Source organism: Pararhodospirillum oryzae, assembly GCF_007992075.1.
GTDB lineage: Bacteria > Pseudomonadota > Alphaproteobacteria > Rhodospirillales > Rhodospirillaceae > Pararhodospirillum > Pararhodospirillum oryzae.
On the sequence record NZ_BJZO01000179.1, the window covers coordinates 1 to 1,450 of the forward strand.

Consider the following 1,450-nt stretch of genomic DNA (forward strand, 5'->3'; position numbering starts at 1 on the left):
CCCCGGCAGGGCCAGCGCCGCCAGCTCGGCCGCCGTGTAGTGGCGGGCGGCAGTCATGACACCGCCCGCCACAGCGCTTCCTCTTCCCGGGCAATCCGCGTCAGCTCCGCCGCCCGCTGACGGGCCAACCCCGCCCGGATGGCATGCACGTGCCTCGTCTCGATCACCGCCCAGCCCAGCGGCGCCAGCTGATCGGCGATCAGGCGCGGATCGTGCGTCGCGGCCACCAGCGCCACGGACCGCGCCAAGCTGATGCAATGCCCCTCCTGGCCGGCGGAGGCGTAGTTGTTCAGGGTGTGTGGCGACACCGGCCGCCCCAGGTAGGCCGCCATCGCCGCCGCGATCTCGTCACGCGGTCGCCCGCACGCCCGCAGGGCGTCGGCGATGGCCATGCTGATCCGCGCATCAACATCCGGGTGCGCCCGGATCACCTCACCCCCCACCGCAACACGCGGAGGTTGCCAATCTTCAAAAAGGTCAAGTGTGCGGCGATCATGTTTCATGGCGTCACCCTCCCTTATTCGGCCAGTTGGTACTCAGCCCGCCCGTCGATCTTGCGGCTTGTGATGGCGATCCCCCGGGCCCGCAGGTCGTGCACTCGCGCCGCCAGCCGTCGCACCCCATACCGGGCCAGGGCCTCGTCGCCGGTCAGCGGCAGGCCCGACCGCAGGTGCGCCAGCACCAGGTCGTTTTGCCCCGGCGGGGCGTCGGATTGTCGCGCGCCCATCACACCAGCCCCCACAGCACCGCCTCATGGCGGCGCAGGTTCCACACCGCGACCCACGCGCGCGCCGCCTGCCGGGTCACATGCCGGTTGCCGCGATAGCTGCGCTTTAGCAATGGCCGCCCAACCGTCATGACACCACCTCGCGGATGGCATCGGCACCAGCCCGGCGGCTGCCGTATCGGGTGTCAAGCAGCTCCCTGGCCTCGCCGACGAGGGCACCCGACAACCCAAAGCCGCGCGCCAGGCCCGCGAGACAGGTGTCGATCTGCTCATCGGTGGGGAGGTGGCCGAGGGGGATCAGGCAGGCGACGGCTGACGCCAGCGCCTCAGGCGCCAACAACACGGAGGGCGCCTGAGACAACACGGAGGGCGCCGGCGCCAGGCGCGGCCCAAACAGCGCGGTCAGGGTGTCGAGGGTGGCCCCCGTCCACACGCCGTCATGGGTCAGCGGGATCCCTCCCACCACCAGCCGATACAGGGCCGGATCGCCGTACCCCACGCCCTTGGTATAGGCGCCGTAGTGGCAAGATCGCGCCAGATTGCTCAGCGCGGCCCGGGTGACTTCAAGCCGCCGGTCGGCCCGCCCGTCTCCGGCCGCCCGATCCGCCGCCCCGCGCAGCAGGCTCACGCAAGCCTGCGCCAGCGACAAGGCGGTGGTCAGCTCGGTATGGCGGGCCACAACCGCGCGCCCCAGAAGCGGCCACGCCGGCCCGCATAGGCGGA

3 protein-coding genes are annotated in these 1,450 nt (G+C 71.7%); all 3 read right to left on the reverse strand.

What is annotated here, in order from left to right; translation table 11 throughout:
* Positions 1-53: 53 nt before the first annotated feature.
* On the reverse strand, positions 54-503 hold the full coding sequence (locus ROR02_RS16355; RefSeq protein ID WP_147165102.1) for a DNA transposition protein: 450 nt from the start codon (positions 501-503) through the stop codon (positions 54-56).
* A 14-nt stretch (positions 504-517) separates the two neighbouring features.
* Complete coding sequence (locus ROR02_RS16360) at positions 518-727, reverse strand: helix-turn-helix domain-containing protein (RefSeq protein WP_147165103.1); 210 nt, start codon at positions 725-727, stop codon at positions 518-520.
* A 127-nt stretch (positions 728-854) separates the two neighbouring features.
* On the reverse strand, positions 855-1,450 hold a 596-nt coding region (locus ROR02_RS16730; RefSeq protein ID WP_170245167.1), incomplete at its 5' end, for a hypothetical protein.

Bases quoted from the DNA above. Each gene is read 5' to 3' on its own strand.
- ROR02_RS16355 (WP_147165102.1), bottom strand. From the start codon at position 503: ATGAAACATGATCGCCGCACACTTGACCTTTTTGAAGATTGGCAACCT.
- ROR02_RS16360 (WP_147165103.1), bottom strand. From the start codon at position 727: ATGGGCGCGCGACAATCCGACGCCCCGCCGGGGCAAAACGACCTGGTG.